The sequence below is a fragment of the Blastococcus sp. DSM 46786 genome, from assembly GCF_900109665.1.
GTDB lineage: Bacteria > Actinomycetota > Actinomycetes > Mycobacteriales > Geodermatophilaceae > Blastococcus > Blastococcus carthaginiensis.
Window position 1 is genome coordinate 53,739 of the sequence record NZ_FOAO01000020.1, and the last position, 14,079, is coordinate 67,817.

Consider the following 14,079-nt stretch of genomic DNA (forward strand, 5'->3'; position numbering starts at 1 on the left):
CACGACCTGGGGACTTCTCCCGCGGGGGCTCCGACACGGCGGCGTCGATCACTACGCTGCCAACTCTCCGCGCCGGGCCCGGCGCCTCGGGAAAGGGACGGCGCGGTGGCGACGACGGGGACGGCGCGCAGGACGGGGCGGATCGCGGGGATCGGCGGCGGGCTCGTCGGCTACCTGGTCTTCGTCGAGTTCACCAGCGGCGTGCTGCAGGGCTACTACATCCCGCTCCTCACCGACATCGCCCGCTACCTGGGGGTCAACGACGCCGACGTCAACTGGCTCGAGGCCGCCCAGCTGATGCTGTCGGCGATCGCCGTCCCGGTGCTCGCGAAGCTCGGCGACCTGCACGGGCACCGCAGGGTGCTGCTGTGGTCGGCGGTCGCCACGGCGCTGGCCACCGTCGCGCTGGCGTTCGCCACGAGCTTCCCGGTGTTCCTCGTCGCCTGGGCGCTGCAGGGCCTCTACGTCGTCTGGCTGCCGCTGCAGGTGGCGCTGATCTGGGACCGGTCGCGCCGCACGCCGGGAGCGGCCGGGCAGACCCGCCGCGCCACCGGGCTGATCGTCGCCGCGCTGCAGGCCGGTGCGATCGCGGGCGCGCTGGGCGGCGGCCAGATCGGGCAGAGCCTCGGCGACCACCTGTGGCTGGTGCTCGTGCTGCCCGCGGTGCTGGTCGTCGGCGTCTGCCTGGTCGTGGCGTTCCGGGTGCCCGAGAGCGAGGACCGCACCGGCGGCACCGTCGACGCGACCGGCGTCGCCCTGCTCAGCGTGATCCTGCTGGTGATCACCGGCGGGCTGAGCTTCGTCCGGCTCAACGAGGGCGCGCTGTGGCCGTGGGCGGTGGCCGCGGCCGGCATCCTGCTCGTCGTCCCGTTCGTCGCCTACGAGCTGCGCCAGGACGACCCGCTGGTGGACTTCCGGGTGCTGCGCAGCCCCGCGATGTGGCCGGTGCAGCTCACCGCGGGCCTGTTCGGGGTGAGCGTGCTCGGCGCCCAGGGCCCGCTGTCCACCTACGCCCGCACCGACCCGGCGGTCTACGGCTACGGGCTGGGCCTGTCCACCAGCGAGGTCTCGGTCGTGATCGGCGCGTACGTCATCTCGATGCTGGTCGGCGCCAGCCAGTTCTCGCGGGTGAGCCGGCGCACCACGCCGCGGAGCACCCTCATCGGCGCGGCGACGCTCACCGGCACCGGCTACCTGCTGCTGGTGCCCTTCCACGACACGCTGGCCCAGATGCTCGCCTGCATCGCGATCGCGGGCCTCGGCTCCGGCGCGCTGGTGGCGGCGCTGCCCGCCGCGGCCGCGGCCGCCGCACCGATCGGCCGCACCGCGGTCGCGACCGGTCTCACCAACACCACCAAGGTGATCGGCGGCTCGTTCGCCTCGGCGGCGTTCGCGATCGCGCTGGCCTCGAACGTCCCGCTGCTCGCCGACGGGTCGGCGGGCACCGCCGGTTCGCTGTCCGGTTACATCACGGTGTGGGTGATCTGCGGGACGACGGCGCTGCTGGCCGCGCTGGCGCTGCTCGTCGTCCCGAAGCTCGCCTTCTCCGACCCCGCCGTCCCCGAGACCGCCGAGGAGTCCCGAGCATGAGGCGCGCGCTCGCCCTGGCCGCGACCGGAGCCGCCGCCGCGGCCGCCACCACGACCGCCCGCCGGGTCGTCCGGTTCCGGCCGGTGGAGCAGCCCGCCACGCCGGTCGACCTGACCGGCCTGGACGCCGACGCCGCGGCGCAGCGGCTGGCCGAGCTGATCCGCATCCCGACGGTCTCCTCGAGGGACCCCCGCCAGGTGGACGCCGGGGCCTTCGAGACCTACCGCGCCCGGCTGGCCGAGCTGTACCCGCACACGCACGAGGCGCTGGAGCGCGAGGTGCTCGGCGACGGCGCGCTGCTCTACCGGTGGCGCGGCACCACCGACGAGCCGCCGCTGGTGCTCATGGCGCACTACGACGTCGTCCCGGTGGCCGGGCAGGAGTGGAGCCGCGACCCGTTCTCCGGGCTGGTCGAGGACGGCTGCGTGCACGGCCGCGGCGCCATCGACGACAAGGGCTCGATGGTGGCGGTCCTCGAGGCGGTCGAGGCGCTGGTGGCCGAGGGCTTCACGCCCCGGCGGGACGTCTACCTGTCGTTCGGCAACGACGAGGAGGTCGCCGGGGTCGGGGCGCGGCTCGCCGTCGAGGCGTTCACCGCCCGCGGCATCCGGCCCTGGGCGGTGATCGACGAGGGCGGGGCCGTGGTGAGCGGGATGTTCCCCGGCGTCCCGGGGCAGGTCGCCGTGGTCGGGCTGGCCGAGAAGGGGCTGCTGGACGTCGAGCTGGTCACCACCGACGCGGGCGGGCACGCCTCCTCCCCCGCCCGCGGTGGCGCGCCGGCGCGGTTGGCCAAGGCGATCCTCGCGCTGGAGGCCGACCCCTTCCCCGCGCGGCTGCACGACGTCGTCCTCGGGATGATCGACGCCGTCGGACGGCAGGCCCCGCTGGGCTACCGGGCGCTGTTCGCCCACGCCGCCCAGCTCCGCCCCGTGCTCGCATCGGTGCTGGCCCGGGCGGGCCGCGAGGCCGGCGCCATGGTGCGGACGACGGTGGCGGTCACCCGGCTCGAGGGGAGCAAGGCGGCCAACGTGCTGGCCACCCGGGCGCTGGCGCACCTGAACATCCGGATCGCGCTGGGCGAGAGCGTGCAGACGACGGTGGAGCGGCTGCGCCGGGTCATCGACGACCCGTCGGTCGAGGTGCGCGTCGTGTCGGGCAACGACCCGTCGCCGGTCTCGCGGGCGGACAACGAGGCGTTCGCGCTGATCGGGGCGGCCGCGCGGGCGACCTACCCCGAGGCCGTCGTCGCGCCGTACGTGATGGTGCAGGCCAGCGACGCCCGGCACTTCAGCCAGATCTGCGACAGCGTGTACCGGTTCATGCCCTTCGACCTGAGCCGGGAGGAGCTGTCGGCGCTGCACGCCGCCGACGAGCGCATCTCGATCGCCGCCCTGCACCGCGGCGCGGGGTTCTTCCGGCACCTGATCCGCAGCGTCTGAGGGGCGCCGCCGCGCCCGACTCCGGCGACGACCCCGGTATGGCAACGCGTGGGCGGTCCTGCGAGCCCGTCACCGGCCGACGAAGTGCGCTGCCGCCCGCTTCTGGCCCCCGTGGAAGTGGGCGTCGGCGCACATCATCCGAGGCACGACCGTGCCGGACGACCCGTTCCGATCTCATTCGTGTCACGAGGGGGCGCACAGGTCAGAAGGCTGGATCGAGCCTCGGCTCGGGCCGGCGGGCCCTGACCGGGGTGCCCCCAGGGACAGTCGCCCTCTGCCCACACCCGCGGGGCAGAGCGCTGCTGCGCCCGACCCCATCTCCGCCTGGCGGCATCGACCCGAGCAGCTCGCCCGCACGACGTCGTCCGGCGGCGCCGGGTGGTCGGCGTCACCGGGACCGGTGACGCCGCCCGCTCAGCGCAGGGTGATCTGGCGGGAGAGCAGCCCGGCGCGGGCGCGCCGCTCGTCGGCGGTCAGCGGCGCGGTCTCGGCGAGCGCCTTCTGCAGCCGGGCCTGGAACTCCGTCGCGGGGCCCACCCAGTCGGCGGCGGGGACGTCGGCGGGGAGGTCCCACACCGGGACGACGAGGCCGTGCGCACGGAAGGCCCCGGCGTAGCGGGTGTCCTCGCCCAGCAGGATCTGCTCGGCGGCCGACAACCGGGCGAGCGCGTCGAGGAGCTGCTCCTCCTTCTCCGCCCGCACCCAGCGCAGGTGCGCCCGCTCGTTGCCCGGGCGCACCCAGTACGCGGCCTCCAGCCCCTCGAGCCGCACCGTGGGCAGGATCGCCTCGTTGGCCTGCGTCAGGCCGGCCCGCGCCTGGGGGCTGGGGTCGGTGCCCTCCAGCCAGAAGTCGAAGGTGTCGTGCACGGTCACCTCCAGCGGCGCGGTGAGGTCGAGGACCTCCTGCAGCCGCGGGCCCGCCGACCCGGCGCCACCGATCGGGCCCGGGTCCACGGGCGCACCGGCGGGGGCCTCCAGCGCCGCGGCGATCGCGGTGCCGAGGTCGCGGCTGACGTCGTCCGACGACGTCGCCAGCTGCGCGCCGACGAGGATCTGACCGTTGGCGCGCACCAGGCCGGGCGCGCCCCCGGGCAGGACGCTCGCCAGCGTCAGCTCGCGGCCTTCGGCCGAGCGGAGCGTCGCCGTCGCCGCCGGCACCAGCTCCCGCAGCGCCACCCAGTCGGCCTCGCCCGGCAGGCCCTCGAACGGGCGGGTGACCGGCGGGGCGTAGCCCGAGCCGTGGCAGTGCTTGTAGCGGCGGCCCGACCCGCAGGGGCAGGGCGCCTTCGGGTTGACGCCGCCCTCGGCGACGGGGGCGGCGGCGGCGGAGCGCTTGCGGGAGGCCATGCGGATCAGCGTAGGTGGCGGCACGCGGGGCCCCGCGGCCGCGCGCGCCGGGGCGCGTCACCGGAGCCGGGTGCGACGAACTCGTGGCCATCAGCGGCCGATCGCCACGAGTTCGTCCCACTCGGCGGCGGGCCCACCGGTGCCGGACGCTGCAGGCGGGCTCCTAGGCTTCCCGGCGTGACCGTGTCCGTCGACGCGCTCGACCTCCGCGCCCCGTCGTTCGTCGCCGACCCGTACCCGGCCTTCGCGCGGGCCCGGGCGCAGGCGCCGGTGCAGTGGCACGAGGGGCTGGGGCTGTGGCTGGCGTTCACCCACGCCGAGTCCAACGCCGTGCTGCGCGACCGACGGCTGGGCCGCATCTGGCGGGACGAGGAGCCGGCCGAGCGGTTCGACAGCTTCAACCTCATCCACCGCAACGCCATCCTGGAGATGGAGCCGCCGGACCACACGCGCCTGCGGCGGCTGATCACCAGCGCGTTCGCCCGCGGCCACGTGGAGCGCCTGCGGCCGTGGGTGGAGGAGCTCGCCGGCCGGCTGGCCGACGAGCTGGTCGAGCGCTCGGCCGGGTCGGAGCCGGTCGACCTGCTCACCGGCATGGCCGAGCAGCTGCCGGTCGCCGTCATCGCCGAGCTGCTGGGCGTGCCCGCGGCCGACCGCCCGCTGCTGCGGCCGTGGTCGAACGCGATCGTGAAGATGTACGAGTACGGGCGGACGGCGGCCGTCGAGGAGGCGGCCGAGCGCGCGGCGGACGAGTTCGTCACCTACCTGCGGCAGCTGGCCGCCGAGCGCCGCACCGCCCCCGGCGAGGACCTGCTGTCCCACCTGGTCTCGGTGCGGGACGCCGACGGCGACAAGCTCACCGAGGACGAGCTGGTCACCACCTGCATCCTGCTGCTCAACGCCGGCCACGAGGCGACCGTCAACGTGACGGGCAACGGGATGCTCGCGCTGCTGCGCCACCCCGACCAGCTGGCCGCCCTGCGCGCCGAGCGCGACCTGCTGCCCGCGGCGCTGGAGGAGCTGATGCGCTTCGACCCGCCGCTGCAGCTGTTCGAGCGCACCGCCACCGCCGACGTGCAGATCGGCGGCGTCACCGTGCGGGAGGGGCAGAAGATCGCCGCCCTGCTCGGCGCGGCCAACCACGACCCCGCCGTCTTCACCGGACCCGGGACCCTCGACGTCCGGCGCACCGACAACCCGCACATCGCCTTCGGCGCGGGCATCCACTTCTGCATCGGGGCGCCGCTGGCGCGGGTGGAGCTGCAGGCGACCTTCGGCGCGCTGCTGGGGCGGACGTCGGTGCTGGAGCTCGGCGGTGAACCCGTGCGCCGGCCCGAGTTCGTCATCCGCGGCCTGGAGACGCTGCCCATCGTCCTGGCCCGCTGACCGCGGCACGGATGGCGTCCTCCCTCACCGCCTACCGCGAGGGAGGACACTCGATGATCAGGTCAGGCTGATCGTCGCCGCACCAGTGGAAGGTGAGCGCGGTCACTGGCAGGATCCGCACATGCGCGGCTTGATGCAGGACAGCCCACTGACCGTCGACGCGATCTTCCGGCACGTCGAGCAGCACTACGGCGACGGGACGATCGTCACCAACAACCCCGGCGGGGTGACCCGGGCGACCTATGCGGAGTGGGCGCAGCGCACCCGCAAGCTGGGCGGCGTCCTCGACACGCTCGGCATCGGCGCCGACGGGCGGGTCGGCACGTTCGGCTGGAACAGCCAGCGGCACCTGGAGCTCTACTTCGCCGCGCCGTGCACCGGCCGCGTGCTGCACACGCTCAACGTCCGACTCTTCCCCGAGCAGCTCACCTACATCGCCAACCACGCCGAGGACGAGGTCGTCTTCGTCGACCGCACCGTGCTGCCGCTGCTGTGGCCGCTGATCGACACCATGAAGACCGTGAAGCACGTCGTGGTCATGGACGACGGCGGCGACAACGAGATCCCCGACGACTCCCGGGTGCTCGACTACGAGACGCTCCTGGCCGACGCGCAGCCGGTCGAGTTCGCCGTCACCGACGAGTGGCGCGCCGCCTCGATGTGCTACACGTCGGGCACCACGGGCAACCCGAAGGGCGTCGTCTACTCGCACCGCTCGACGTTCCTGCACACGATGGGCGTGATGGCGCCCAACGCCTTCGGCCTGGGCATCAACGACGTCGCGATGCCGGTCGTCCCGATGTTCCACGCCAACGCGTGGGGCATCGCGCAGGCCGCACCCGCGGCCGGCTCCTCGCTGGTCATGCCGGGCGCGCTCATGCAGCCCGAGGCGCTCGCGAAGCTGATCGTGGAGGAGGGCGTCACCTTCACCGCCGGCGTCCCGACCATCTGGCAGGGCGTGCTCCCCCACCTGGCCGGCCAGCCGCACAAGCTCCGCGACATCGGCTGCGGCGGCTCCGCCGTCCCCAAGGCCCTGTCCGAGGCCTACCGCGAGCAGGTCGGCATCCCGATCCTGCAGGCCTGGGGCATGACCGAGACCCACCCGGTCGCCTCCTCCGGCGTGCTGCCCAAGCGCTACCAGGATGCCGACGACGAGACCAAGGCCGCCCAGCGCGCCCGCGCCGGCATCCCGTTCCTCGGCGTCGAGGCCCGCATCGTCGACTCCGACACCCTCGAGCCGCAGCCGTGGGACGACAAGGCCACCGGTGAGCTGCAGGTGCGCGGCCCCTGGTGCGCCCAGGACTACTACAACCCCGACGCCGGCGTGGAGCTCACCACCGCCGACGGCTGGATGAAGACCGGCGACGTCGCCGCCATGGACGCCTTCGGCTCGATCCGCATCGCCGACCGCACCAAGGACCTCATCAAGTCCGGCGGCGAGTGGATCAGCTCGGTCGACCTGGAGAACGCGATCATGAGCCACCCGAAGGTGAAGGAGGCCGCGGTCGTCGGCATCCCGCACCCGAAGTGGGACGAGCGCCCGCTGGCCTGCGTCGTCCTCAACGCGGGCGAGGAGGCGACCGAGGAGGAGATCCTCGAGCACCTCAAGCCGCTGGTGGCCAAGTGGTGGATGCCCGACGCCGTCGAGTTCATCGACGAGGTGCCCAAGACCAGCGTCGGCAAGTTCTCGAAGAAGGACCTCCGCGCCAAGTTCGCGGAGTACGAGCTGAAGAGCTGACCTCCGGTGGCGGGCGCGGTGGAACCGCGCCCGCCCCCGGACCCGTCATGCTCTCCAGAGGACGACTTCCGGAGGGCGAGTGGAGCGGGACGAGGCGTTCACGCGGTACGTGGACGAGCGCTGGCCGGTGCTCGTCCGCTCCGCGGTGCTGCTCGGCTGCGCCCGCCCGGAGGCCGAGGACCTGGTGCAGACGGCGCTGGTGCGCTGCTACGTCTCCTGGGACAAGGTCGGCACCGCGGCCAACCGGGACGCCTACGTCTACCGGGTGCTGGTCAACTGCCACCACGACAGCCGCCGCCGGCGCTGGTGGGGTGAGCGGCCGACCGCCGAGGTGCCGGACGTCGCCACCGATGACGGCACCGCGCAGGTGGACGACGCCGACGCCGTCCGGCGGGCGCTGGCGCGGCTGACCCCGGCGCACCGCGAGGTCGTCGTCCTGCGCTACTACGCCCACCTGGGCGAGCAGCAGATCGCCGACGCGCTGCGCATCGCACCGGGGACGGTGAAGAGCCGGCTCTCCCGCGCGCTGGCCCAGCTGCAGACCGATCTGGACGTCGCCGAGCTGCGGGGAGGGAGGGCATCGTGACCGACCGGGAGACCTCGACGTTGCTGGGAGAGCTGGCCGACCGCGTGCCGGTGGGCCCCGCGCCGGTGGGGCAGCTGCTCAAGGCCGGGCGCCGGGCGCGCCGACGCCGGGCCGCCGGTGTCTCGCTCGCCGTGGCCGCGGGCGTGGCCGTGGTGGCGGGCGGGGTGGTCACCGTCGTCGACCCGCCCGGCGGGCAGGACGGCGCCGGCGGCTCGGCAACGGCGCTGAGTGCCGAGGAGCCGCGCGAGGGCGCCCCGGAGGCCGCCGACGCCGACCCGGGCACCGGCATGCCGCCGGCGGACGGCGGCGACGAATCCGGGACGGCGGCCGGGAGCGAGCTGTCGCCGCTCGCCGAGGACCCGACCGCCGGGCGCACCGGCCCGCTCGCCGACACGGAGATGAGCTCCTGCGCCGTCGAGTACAGCCCGGCCGCGCTGAGCAAGCAGGACTTCGCCTTCGCCGGCGTGGTGGTGGACATCGGGCGCGCCGTGACGACGCAGCCGGGTACGCCTGGGCCACCGGAGGACCTGGTCGGGGTCACGTTCGCCGTGGAGGAGTGGTTCTCCGGCGACTCCGGGGAGACGGTGACCGTCGATCTCCCGGCGCCCTACGACCCCGCCGCGGGCAGCAGCACGCCGGGACCGGTCTACGGGGTCGGGTCGCGCCTGCTGGTCAGCGGCGCCGACCGGTGGGAGGGCCCGCCGCTGGAGCCGATCGCCTGGCTGTGCGGCTTCACCCGCTACTACGACGAGGAGACCGCGGCCGCCTGGCGCTGAGCTCAGACCAGTCGCCGGACCCCGTTGACCCGCGCCACCTGACCTGAAGCCGCGCCACGGCACGGCTCAACGTACGTCCGAGCGGCTCAACCCTCGCAAACGACCGGCGCTGAACGTCAGCGGACGAAGGGCTCCTCGCCGGTCTCGCTGACCATCGGCTTGCCGGCGGCCTGCCACTCGCCCATGCCGCCGCCGACGTTCACCGCGTCGAAGCCGTTGGCGTTCAGCCAGGCGGCGACCCGGGCCGACCGGCCACCGCCGCGGCAGGTGACGTAGAGCGGGTCGCCCTCGGGCAGCTCCTCGAGCCGCGCCGGGACGTCGCCCATCGGGATGTGGGTGGCGCCCTCGATGTGGCCGTGCACCCACTCGTCGTCCTCGCGGACGTCGAGGACGACGGCGTCCTCGGGCAGCTCGGAGGCGGGCACGGTCGGGACCTGCTGCGGCATCACGCTCCCCATCGTGGCACGGGCACCGGTTGCGCGACCGAGGTCCACCGCACTGGGAGGATGGGCCCGATGTCCCCGAGCCACCGGGCCGCCCCGAGCGGCGCCCGCCCGACGCCCGTGCGCGAGCCCGCCTGGGAGCTGCCGCGCTCGGCGATCGGCCTGTGGGTGGTCGAGAGCCTGATCAGCACCGCGTTCGTGTGGCTGGCGATCGGCGCGTTCCTCCTCTTCGTGCCCGCCGACGCCGGCGACCCGCTGCCGCTGCTGCGCCGACTGGTCCCGCTGGCCGGCGCCGTCTACGCGGTGGTCGCGCTGAGCATCCGCCCGTGGTTCAAGCACCGGGTGTACCGGTGGGAGATCACCAACGAGGCCGCCTACACGCGCACCGGCTGGCTCACCCAGACCTGGACGCTGGTGCCGATCTCGCGCATCCAGACCGTCGACGTCACCCGCGGCGTGCTGCAGCAGATGTTCGGCCTGGCCACCGTCGCGGTGCTCACCGCCTCCAGCCAGGGAACCGTGCGCATCTGGCACCTCGAGCAGGGCGTCGCCCAGCGCGTCGCCGACGACCTCGCCCGCCGGGCCGAGCTGGTCCGCGACCAGGCGACCTGAGCCGCCGTGCAGCCCGCACCCCCACCCCCGCGCCGGCCGGCCGGCCCGCTCCCGCCCTGGCCGCCGCCCCTCGGCCCGCCGCCGGCCCCGCCGACCGCCGGCGCGCCCCGGCGGCTCTCCCCCCGCGTCATCGCCGTCCACACCGCGACGTTCCGCCAGGCCCGGTCGTTCGTGCCCGCCGTCATCCCGATCATCGCGGCCACCGGCTTCGACGGCGGCCTCCGCACCGTCGTCCTCCTCGTCGTCGGCGTCACCCTGCTCTCGCTGCTCACCGCGACGTTGAACTGGTGGCGGTTCAGCTACGCCGACGGGCCGGCTGCCGTCGTCATCACCCGCGGGCTGCTGGCCCGGTCGGTGCGCACCGTGCCGAACGACCGCATCCGGGGCGTCGACGTCGAGGCGCCGCCGCTGCACCGCGTCTTCGGCCTGGTGCGCGTCCGCATCGACGCGGCCGCCGGAGCGGTCACCGACGGCGCCGAGGAACTGCTCGTCGACGGCATCCCCCGCGCGGAGGGCGACCGGCTGCGCGTCGCCGTCCTCACCCACCGCGCCGCCACCGCACCGGCCGGCGCCCCCGACGGTGCCCCGGCGACCGAGCCGGTCGAGGAGGAGTACGCCCGCTTCGACCACCGCTGGCTCCGCTACGCCCCGCTGGTCGGCACCTACCTCGCCGTGCCGCTGGCCGCCGTCGGCGCACTGTTCCGGCTGGCCGAGGAGCTGCCCGAGCAGTGGACCCCGGAGTTCCAGGAGCCCGACCTCTCCGACCTGCGGCTCGTCGGGGCCGGGCTGGCCATCGCGCTGCTGGTGCTGCTGGTCGGGTCCGTCGTCGGTGCGGCCGTGGTCAACTGGCGCTTCCGGGTGGTCCGCCGCGGCGCGTCGCTGGTCGCCTCCCGCGGGCTGCTCACCCGCCGGCACACCGAGCTCGAGATCGACCGCATCCGCGGGGTCACCGTCACCGACGGGCTGGGCATGCGGCTGGTGCGGGCCGCTCGGGTCAGCGCGCTGGTCACCGGCCTCGGCGACGCCGCCGGGCGCGGGCAGCTGTTCCCCCTGGGGCCGCGCACGGAGGCGTGGGCGCTGGCCTTGCGGGTCACCGACGACCCCGGCGCGCTCGTCGCGCACCCGCCCGCGGCCCGCCGCCGCCGGGTGCTGCGCGCCGTCACCTTCGGGCTCCTGGTCACCGCGGGCGGCGGCGTCCTCCTGGCCGGCGAGGGTGCGTGGTGGCTGCTGGCCGCCGGCGCCGGGCTGACCGTGCTCGGCGTCCCGGTCGGGATCGCCCGCTACCGCTCGCTCGGGCACGCCGCCGGAACGCGCACCTTCGCCGTCCGCAGCGGCTGGCTGGTGCGCGAGCAGGCGGTGCTCGAACGGCGGGCGGTCGTCGGCTGGCAGGTCCGGCAGTCGTTCTTCCAGCGACGGGCGGGCCTGGCCACCGTCACCGCCTGCGTGGGCGCGGGCAGCGGTGGCTACGCGGCCCTCGACATGGCCGCCGACGAGGTGCCCGGGTTCGCGCTGGCCGCCTCCGAGCCGTGGGCCGGCGCGCTCGGAAGGTGACCGGCCGGGGGCAGGTGAGGGAAACCTTTCCGAGACCGGCGGTTGTCGATCACGGCCCCGGGTAGCTGGCCCGCGATGTCGTCCTGGGGAGCTCAGCCCGCGGGGCGACCGGTGTGCCGCACCGGCTCGCCGGCACCCAGCCCCACCCGGCCGGCCAGCGCCGCCGCCTCCACCCGCGTCGCCACCTGCAGCCGGCGCAGCAGGTGCGCCACCAGCCGCTTCGTCGTCCGCTCCGAGACGTGCAGCGTCGTCGCGATGTCCACGGTGCTGGCGCCGTCGGCGATCAGCCGCCACAGCCGCCGCTCGTCGGCGGTGAGCTGGTCGACGATGCCCTGCTCCCCCGCCGGCGCGGCGTCCGCCAGGAGCTGGCGCAGCAGCGCCTCCGGCAGCACCGACCAGCCGTCGAGGACGGCCAGCAGCGGCCGCACCAGCGCCTCGGGGTCCGCCGTCTTGGGCAGGAAGCCCGAGGCCCCCGCCCGCAGCGCCTCGATGGCGGCGTCCGCCTCGGCCAGGCCGGAGAGCGCGACCACCCGCACCATCGGGTCCGCGCGGCGGATGGCGGCGATCGCCCTCGTCCCCCCGGGCGGCGGCATGTGCAGGTCGACGATCGCCACGTCGGCGTGGTGCCGCTGCACCATCGCGGCGGCTGCCGACGCGTCCTCCGTCGTCGCCACGACCCGCACCCGGCCCTCGCTGAGCCCCGGGAGCAGCAGGCTCAGCCCACGCGTGAACAACGGGTGGTCGTCCACGACGACCACGTCCACCGGCGGCCTGCGGTCAGCAGCGGCCGCGTCGTCGGTCTGCCCCACATCGCTCCTGACGGTCGGTGCGTCCCCCGGCGCCGCTGACCGGACTTCCGAGGAGGTGCCCGTGACCCTGGCTGCCGACACGCAGGCGTCGACGCGGAGCCGCGGACTGCTCGACGATCTCGCCCGGGTGCTGCGCGCGCATCTCCCGCGCCCGCGCCGGACGACCGTTCCCGACCCCGAGACCCCCAGCCCCGAGGACGCCGTCGTCCGCGCGCTCTGCCACGACATGCGCAGCCCGCTCGCCTCGCTGGAGGCGGTGCTGGGCTCCCTGGACCGCGCGCCCGGGCAGACCGGTGAGCTGCTCGCGCTGGCGCGGGCCCAGACGGCGCACCTGTCGTCGATGCTGCGCACGGCCGACGCCACGGGAGGCGCTGTCCAGCGCTCGCGCGGCACCCGCCGCCTCTGCGACGTCCTGCGGGCCTCGGTGGCTGCCTCCGGGCTGCCCCGGTCGCAGCTCGCGCTCGAGGTCGAGGACGGCGCGGGGGACGTCGCCGTCGCGGACGCCCGCGTGCAGCGCATCCTCGTCAACCTGCTGGAGAACGCCCACCGGCACGGGGACGGCGCACCGGTCCGGCTCCGGGCGACGGCCCGCGCCGGGTGGGTGGACCTGGCGGTCACCCAGGGCGGCGTCCCGGCCGAGCGGGTCCTCCAGCACCTGCGCACCGACCGGCCACCGGCCGACCTCACGGGGCTCGGGCTCTGGTCGGTGCGCCGGCAGGCCGGCGAGCTCGGGGGCCGGGTGCTGTGGTCGGCGGACGGCGACGACTTCACCCTGACCGTGCGCCTCCCGGACCGCTGAGAGGTTGGCACGCGCGGGCCACGGGACGGCACCGGTGGGCCACCGGGGGCGGGCAGAACCACGTCGTCACCGCGAACGCGGTGGAGCGACGACGCAAGGAGAGCCCGTGTTCACGCACACCCACGCCCTGCAGTACGAGGCCAAGCCCGACGGCCCCGACGCCGCGTTCGCCCGCCGGATGCAGGAGATCCTGGGCGGCCAGTGGGGCGAGATGACCGTCGCCACGCAGTACCTGCTGCAGGGCTGGAACTGCCGCCTGCCCGGCAAGTACAAGGACATGCTCCTGGCCATCGGCACCGAGGAGCTGGCCCACGTCGAGATGATCGTGACGATGATCGACCGGCTGCTGGACCACCAGCCGCTCAAGCCCGACGCGGCCGACCGCACCAACGAGGCGGCGGCCGGCTTCGGCAACACGAACCCGCAGCACGCGATCGTCAACGGCGGCGGCGCCTACTACCGCGACTCCATGGGCCTGCCCTGGAGCGGCGGCTACGTGACCGCGAGCGGCAACCTCATGGCCGACTTCCACTACAACGCCACCGCCGAGATGATGGGCCGCCTCCAGGTGTCGCGGCTGTACAACATGACCGACGACCCGGGCGTCAAGGAGATGTTCAAGTTCCTCATCGCCCGCGACCACATGCACCAGATGCAGTGGCTCGCCGCGATCGAGGAGCTCAAGGCGGACGGGCTCGAGGGCATCCCGGTGCCGGAGGCCTTCCCGTTGGAGGAGGAGCCGGACAACTTCGGCTACACCTTCATCGACGCCTCCGACGGTCCGGACGCCGCCGCCGGCCGCTGGGCCTCCGGACCGGCCCTCGACGGCCGCGGTGAGATGCGCGCCGCCCCGATCGAGGCGACCGCCGACGCTCCGATCCTGCCCCCGGGTGACCCGCGGCTGTTCGGGACGCCGCAGATGGAGGGCCAGTCGATGCTGCAGAAGGCCAAGGACATGCTGAAGTAGGCCCTGGCCCCGCCCGTTGCGCCGTCGCCGTACCGG

13 protein-coding genes are annotated in these 14,079 nt (G+C 75.0%); 10 read left to right on the forward strand and 3 right to left on the reverse strand.

Going from position 1 to position 14,079, the window contains the following annotated elements:
• Nucleotides 1-105 precede the first annotated feature (105 nt).
• The gene (locus BMW62_RS17360) at nt 106-1,590 is read left to right on the forward strand and encodes an MFS transporter (RefSeq protein WP_091933464.1); all 1,485 of its coding nucleotides are present in this window, start codon (nt 106-108) and stop codon (nt 1,588-1,590) included.
• The gene (locus BMW62_RS17365; protein WP_091933467.1) at nt 1,587-3,029 is read left to right on the forward strand and encodes a M20/M25/M40 family metallo-hydrolase; all 1,443 of its coding nucleotides are present in this window, start codon (nt 1,587-1,589) and stop codon (nt 3,027-3,029) included. The genes BMW62_RS17360 and BMW62_RS17365 overlap by 4 nt, the downstream gene beginning before the upstream one ends.
• Nucleotides 3,030-3,443: 414 nt before the next feature.
• Here the strand turns inward: BMW62_RS17365 and BMW62_RS17370 are convergent, their stop codons facing one another.
• Nucleotides 3,444-4,376 (reverse strand): DUF5926 family protein, encoded by a 933-nt coding sequence (locus BMW62_RS17370; RefSeq protein ID WP_091933470.1) that lies wholly within the window; start codon nt 4,374-4,376, stop codon nt 3,444-3,446.
• A gap of 177 nt (nt 4,377-4,553) precedes the next feature.
• Here BMW62_RS17370 and BMW62_RS17375 point away from each other — a divergent pair, with 177 nt between their 5' ends.
• The 4 genes from BMW62_RS17375 (at nt 4,554) to BMW62_RS17390 (ending at nt 8,862) form a co-directional block, all read left to right on the forward strand.
• Nucleotides 4,554-5,762: a cytochrome P450 gene (locus BMW62_RS17375; protein WP_091933472.1), complete on the forward strand. Its 1,209-nt coding sequence runs from the start codon at nt 4,554-4,556 to the stop codon at nt 5,760-5,762.
• A 121-nt stretch (nt 5,763-5,883) separates the two neighbouring features.
• Nucleotides 5,884-7,500 carry a long-chain fatty acid--CoA ligase gene (locus tag BMW62_RS17380; RefSeq protein ID WP_091933475.1) on the forward strand — a complete coding sequence of 539 codons (1,617 nt, stop codon included), beginning with the start codon at nt 5,884-5,886 and terminating at the stop codon, nt 7,498-7,500.
• A 79-nt stretch (nt 7,501-7,579) separates the two neighbouring features.
• On the forward strand, nt 7,580-8,086 hold the full coding sequence (locus BMW62_RS17385; RefSeq protein WP_091933478.1) for a SigE family RNA polymerase sigma factor: 507 nt from the start codon (nt 7,580-7,582) through the stop codon (nt 8,084-8,086).
• Complete coding sequence (locus tag BMW62_RS17390; protein WP_091933481.1) at nt 8,083-8,862, forward strand: hypothetical protein; 780 nt, start codon at nt 8,083-8,085, stop codon at nt 8,860-8,862. Before BMW62_RS17385 ends, BMW62_RS17390 begins: the two co-directional genes overlap by 4 nt.
• A 116-nt stretch (nt 8,863-8,978) precedes the next feature.
• Here BMW62_RS17390 and BMW62_RS17395 read toward each other — a convergent pair whose 3' ends face one another.
• Nucleotides 8,979-9,308: a rhodanese-like domain-containing protein gene (locus tag BMW62_RS17395; RefSeq protein WP_244524128.1), complete on the reverse strand. Its 330-nt coding sequence runs from the start codon at nt 9,306-9,308 to the stop codon at nt 8,979-8,981.
• Between the two features lie 69 nt (nt 9,309-9,377).
• Here BMW62_RS17395 and BMW62_RS17400 point away from each other — a divergent pair, with 69 nt between their 5' ends.
• Together BMW62_RS17400 and BMW62_RS17405 are read left to right on the forward strand one after the other, a co-directional pair.
• The gene (locus tag BMW62_RS17400; protein ID WP_091933486.1) at nt 9,378-9,917 is read left to right on the forward strand and encodes a PH domain-containing protein; all 540 of its coding nucleotides are present in this window, start codon (nt 9,378-9,380) and stop codon (nt 9,915-9,917) included.
• Between the two features lie 6 nt (nt 9,918-9,923).
• Nucleotides 9,924-11,468, forward strand: coding sequence for a PH domain-containing protein (locus tag BMW62_RS17405; RefSeq protein ID WP_091933489.1), 1,545 nt, complete (start codon nt 9,924-9,926; stop codon nt 11,466-11,468).
• 92 nt (nt 11,469-11,560) lie between these two features.
• On the opposite strand, the gene BMW62_RS17410 is transcribed toward BMW62_RS17405, so the two are convergent.
• On the reverse strand, nt 11,561-12,277 hold the full coding sequence (locus BMW62_RS17410) for a response regulator (protein WP_244524118.1): 717 nt from the start codon (nt 12,275-12,277) through the stop codon (nt 11,561-11,563).
• 61 nt (nt 12,278-12,338) lie between these two features.
• On the opposite strand from BMW62_RS17410, the gene BMW62_RS17415 reads away from it, so the two are divergent.
• Together BMW62_RS17415 and BMW62_RS17420 are read left to right on the forward strand one after the other, a co-directional pair.
• On the forward strand, nt 12,339-13,076 hold the full coding sequence (locus BMW62_RS17415) for a sensor histidine kinase (RefSeq protein ID WP_091933492.1): 738 nt from the start codon (nt 12,339-12,341) through the stop codon (nt 13,074-13,076).
• 106 nt (nt 13,077-13,182) lie between these two features.
• Nucleotides 13,183-14,043, forward strand: coding sequence for a manganese catalase (locus BMW62_RS17420; protein ID WP_091933494.1), 861 nt, complete (start codon nt 13,183-13,185; stop codon nt 14,041-14,043).
• The last annotated feature ends 36 nt before the right edge of the window (nt 14,044-14,079 follow it).